General features: G+C 53.2%; 4 protein-coding genes and 1 pseudogene. All 5 read left to right on the top strand.

Annotation, left to right across the window (positions count from 1 at the left end):
- Positions 1 to 56: 56 nt before the first annotated feature.
- Positions 57 to 1613, top strand: a pseudogene (locus D5269_RS16850) (VirD4-like conjugal transfer protein, CD1115 family); the annotation flags it as partial.
- 67 nt (positions 1614 to 1680) lie between these two features.
- Positions 1681 to 1896 carry a Maff2 family mobile element protein gene (locus D5269_RS16845; RefSeq protein ID WP_016321580.1) on the top strand — a complete coding sequence of 72 codons (216 nt, stop codon included), beginning with the start codon at positions 1681 to 1683 and terminating at the stop codon, positions 1894 to 1896.
- A 14-nt stretch (positions 1897 to 1910) separates the two neighbouring features.
- Positions 1911 to 2780, top strand: a complete 870-nt coding sequence (locus tag D5269_RS16840) for a VirB6/TrbL-like conjugal transfer protein, CD1112 family (RefSeq protein WP_016303802.1) — start codon at positions 1911 to 1913, stop codon at positions 2778 to 2780.
- A gap of 15 nt (positions 2781 to 2795) precedes the next feature.
- Positions 2796 to 3368: an MT-A70 family methyltransferase gene (locus D5269_RS16835; RefSeq protein WP_120487076.1), complete on the top strand. Its 573-nt coding sequence runs from the start codon at positions 2796 to 2798 to the stop codon at positions 3366 to 3368.
- 18 nt (positions 3369 to 3386) lie between these two features.
- Positions 3387 to 4691: a DUF3848 domain-containing protein gene (locus D5269_RS16830; RefSeq protein ID WP_120487075.1), complete on the top strand. Its 1305-nt coding sequence runs from the start codon at positions 3387 to 3389 to the stop codon at positions 4689 to 4691.
- The last annotated feature ends 11 nt before the right edge of the window (positions 4692 to 4702 follow it).

The following is a 4702-nucleotide window of genomic DNA, read 5'->3' as shown; positions in this document are numbered from 1 at the left end:
CGTTTCCCGCCGCGCTGAAAAGTTTTGCGTCAATAACTCAAAAAAGCACTTGACAAAATGCTTCATGGGGCAACAAAACAGACATTGCCCCTTTTATGGACCCGAAACCGGAAAACAACATTATCCTGACGCAGACCGAGGGGCTTATGATGTCCGGCAGGCCGAAGAATCCGGCCCATGCCCGCAATAAAAATGTGCTGGTAGTCGGTGGTTCCGGCTCTGGCAAGACGAGATTTTTTATCAAGCCCAATCTTATGCAGATGCACTCAAGTTATGTCGTTACCGATCCGAAAGGTACGGTCTTGATTGAGGTGGGAAAGCTGTTAAGCCGCGGCACTCCCAAACTGGATAAGGACGGCAACCCGGTCCGGGGAAAGAATGGGAAAATCGTGTATGAGCCTTATAAAATCAAGGTGTTCAATACGATCAATTTCTCAAAAAGTATGCACTACAACCCTTTTGCCTACATTCACAATGAGAAGGATATTCTGAAACTGGTAACGGTGCTGATCGCAAACACCAAAGGAGAAGGAAAATCAGGTGACGATTTCTGGGTCAAAGCCGAAACCTTGCTTTACACAGCATTGATCGGCTATATCTATTATGAGGCCCCGACAAACGAGCAGAATTTTTCCACCCTGGTAGAAATGATAAACGCTATGGAGGTCCGGGAGGATGACGAAAGTTTCAAAAATGCTGTTGACCTTCTCTTTGACGCACTGGAGCAGAAAGACCCGGACCACTTCGCCTTACGCCAGTATAAAAAATACAAACTTGCGGCGGGCAAGACAGCAAAATCTATCCTTATTTCCTGTGGTGCCAGACTTGCCCCCTTCGACATTAAGGAAGTCCGGGAGATCACTATGTACGACGAGCTGGAGCTTGACCTAGTCGGGGATAGGAAAACGGCGCTGTTCTTTATTATCAGCGATACGGATGCGACGTTCAATTTCCTTGTCAGCATGGCTTATACCCAGTTGTTCAATCTGCTGTGTGAGCGTGCTGATGACAAGTACGGCGGCAGGCTGCCGGTACATGTGCGGTGCCTGATCGACGAGGCAGCCAATATCGGGCAGATTCCAAACCTGGAAAAGCTGATGGCAACGATCCGTTCCAGGGAGATTTCGGCCTGTCTGGTCCTGCAGGCGCAGAGCCAGTTAAAGGCGCTTTATAAGGATAACATGGACACCATCATCGGCAACTGTGACGCTTCCCTTTTCCTGGGAGGCAAGGAAGAGACCACGCTGAAAAGCTGGAACTCCCTGCTTGGGAAAGAGACTATCGACATGTATAACACCAGCGTCACGAAGGGCACCCAGGAATCCCACGGCCAGAATTTCCAGAAGTTAGGAAAGGAACTGATGTCAACCGATGAATTGGCGGTGATGGACGGCGGCAAGTGCATCTTGCAGGTGCAGGGCGTAAGGCCGTTTTTCAGCGACAAATTTGACATTACCAAACATCCGCAATATAAATACCTGCTGGATTCCAGCAAAAAGAACGCTTTTGATATTGCAAAATATCTGAGCCGGAGATTGACCGTCCGACCGGACGACGTTTTTGAAAGCTGTGAACTCGAAGCGCCGCCCGCGTCTGATGCGCCCGCCGATTGACTGATTCAACCGGCGGGCTTTTTTGTCCCTATCCAACCAATCACAACAAATTTAAGGAGGAAAATGTATGGAATTTTTTACGAGCGCAATCGACACTTTGAAGGTACTGGTTATCGCGCTGGGCGCTGGCCTTGGCGTGTGGGGCGTTATCAACCTGCTGGAAGGTTACGGCAACGACAACCCTGGCGCGAAATCGCAGGGCATGAAGCAGCTTATGGCCGGCGGCGGTGTTGCCCTGATTGGGATGCAGCTTATCCCTCTGCTGGCAAACCTGTTCGGTTAAGGCAGGGATAGCCTATGCTGAACATCCTCGACATAATCAAAGACTGGATCAAGGAAATCCTGCGGGAGTGCATCATGGGCAACCTGGACGGGATGTTTGACCAGATTAACAATGAAGTCGGGGAGGTTGCGGCGAATGTGGGGACGACCCCGGCGGCATGGAACGCCGGGGTCTTTTCCATGATCCGCAATCTGAGCGATACAGTCGTGGTGCCGGTTGCGGGGATCATCCTGACCTTTGTCCTGTGCTACGAACTGATTTCGATGCTGATGGAAAAGAACAACTTCCACGACTTTGAAACCTTTGCACTGTATAAATGGATTCTGAAAGTGTTTGTGGCTGTGTATCTGGTCACGCACACCTTTGACATTACAATGGCGATTTTTGAACTGGCGCAAACGGTAGTACAGCAAAGCGCCGGTGTGATTACCGGCACGACCAGCATAGATTTTGCGGCTGCGCTGGGCGATGTTGCCGCCCAACTGGAAACGATGGAGATTGGGGAGCTTTTCGGCCTGCTGGTGGAAACCATGCTGTTAAAAATCACCATGCCGGTGCTGTCGTTCTGCGTCATGCTGGTGCTGATCGGGCGCATGATAGAAATTTACATCTATTGCTCGGTGGGCGCAATCCCCTTTGCAACGATGGCAAACCGGGATTGGGGGCAGATGGGCAACAACTATCTGCGCGGTCTTGTGGCGCTTGGGCTGCAAGGCTTTTTCATTATGATCTGCGTTGCGATTTACGCCGTACTGGTGGGACAGATTGGGAGCGCTGACAACATCCACATCGCTATCTGGCAGTGCGCGGGCTATACTGTGCTTTTGTGCTTCTCCCTGTTCAAAACCGGCGCGGTCAGTAAATCGATCTTTAACGCGCATTGAGGAGGTGGGAACGGATTGAAAGAATACAGCATCATCCTTGCCGACCCTCCGTGGGCCTACAAGGTATGGGCAAAAAAAGGCATGGGACGCACGGCAGAAAACCACTACCCCACCATGCACATCAAAGACATTCAGACTTTGCCAGTGGGCAGGCTGGCGGCAAAAGACTGTGCGCTGTTTTTATGGGTCACAATGCCTACGCTGCCGGAAGCCTTTTCTGTCATTAAGGCGTGGGGCTTCACTTATAAAACCGTGGCGTTTGTATGGGTGAAGCAGAACCGGAAATCCCCCGCCCTCTTTTGGGGGCTGGGACACTGGACACGCGCCAATGCGGAATTGTGCCTGCTGGCAACAAGGGGAAGCCCGAAACGCCAGTCTGCCGCCGTCCATCAGGTGATTGTATCGCCGGTGGAGCAGCACAGCAAAAAGCCGGATATGATTCGGGAGCGGATTGTTTCCCTGATGGGCGATCTGCCCCGTGTGGAACTGTTTGCCCGCCAGAGAGTCCCCGGCTGGGACGCATGGGGAAACGAGGTGGAACCCAGCCCCGGACTGGCGGAGGAATTAACCCATGAAAATTTACCGTAAAGGAGGGAGCGAATTTATATGGACACTGAAAAACTGCGGCGGCAGTTAATCGACCGTATCACGGAAAATTACAGCGAATACCGCGCCAATCTGCTGTTAAAAGACCGGCAGGAACTGATTGACGGCGCAGGCAGTATTGCCGACACCGCCCTTGTATTCCAGCACATGGCCGACCGAAGCTATAAAGACGGCGAACTGGAATACCTTTTGAAATTCCAGAACCCTTTGGAGGTTGTCACCGAGCATTGGGCGGACTATGAGCTGATGCCGGATGTGCTGGACGCGCTGATTGCAGACGCAACCGACCGCCAGGACGATTTGACCCTGTTCCCGCTGGCAGCGGACGCGCCGGCGCAGAAGCCGGACAGTCTGCGGAAGTTTCTGAATGTAGACCTGGAAACCGTCCTGCCCCAGATTATGAAGCAGAAAACCGCTTTTTACCAGACAGACCTAAACTATGCGCTGGATGCCATGCGGGAGGGCGCAGCGTCCGGCGACCCGGCAAAGCAGAACTTTGTCCTGATTTTCCGGCAGAGCGGCGTGGAGTGCTTAAATGAGCGCGATATGTTCATCGGCGGCACACGCAGCTTTAACACGCTGCAATTCTACCACACGCAGACCCGCGAGCCGGTTCTGACCTATTCGGTGGAATTGACCGGCAGCGGCAAAGACGGTCTGCGCGGCAACCTCTACCAGCAGGACAATCACCGCCTTGCGGAGTTTGCGGGGCGCACCGCCTCCCCCTATACGGATGTGACTGTCACATTTGCCGGGGGAAAAGAAGTGCGGCTCCCGGAAAAGGAATTTCGCTATGAAAAAGCCGCAGACCTGAAATATCTGCACGGCAGCATTAAGGAGGTTCGCAATGAAGCGGAGGACGAAACCGTGGTGCAGGGGGCGGTCAAACGGGAACATGACCGCCGGCGGGAAATGCCCAGGGGCTATTTTGCCGTCCACCTGCAAGCGCTGGATGAACAGCGGATTCAGGCCGAAGCAGACCGGCTATCGGCCGCGCTCACGGACTTAAAACAGCCCAACTCGCCGGACAAGGAGCAGTTTATGGCGGAAATCTCGGTGTATTTCCTGCCCCTGGCTTCCCAGCACGATATGAACCGGCTCTATGAAAAGGTACAAAAGCAGGTGGGACAGCCGGTGTACTTTTCCCCGCCGGACAACACGGGGAAGCGTTATATCGTCATGCGGCGGGAGGAACGCGCACAGGAGCAGCCGGAACGCAAGCCCTCCATCAAGGCCCAGCTTTCTGCAAAGCCCGTCCCCGGCGATAACCCCGCCGCCAAAACCAAAGACCGGGAGGTGAGATAAATGCCCTTTGT

Origin of the sequence: Anaerotruncus sp. 1XD42-93, assembly GCF_009917605.1 — a bacterium.
In the GTDB taxonomy this organism is placed as follows: Bacteria; Bacillota; Clostridia; order Oscillospirales; family Ruminococcaceae; genus Anaerotruncus.
Note: the sequence above shows the minus strand (reverse complement) of the source record. Positions and strands in the feature narration are given on the sequence as shown.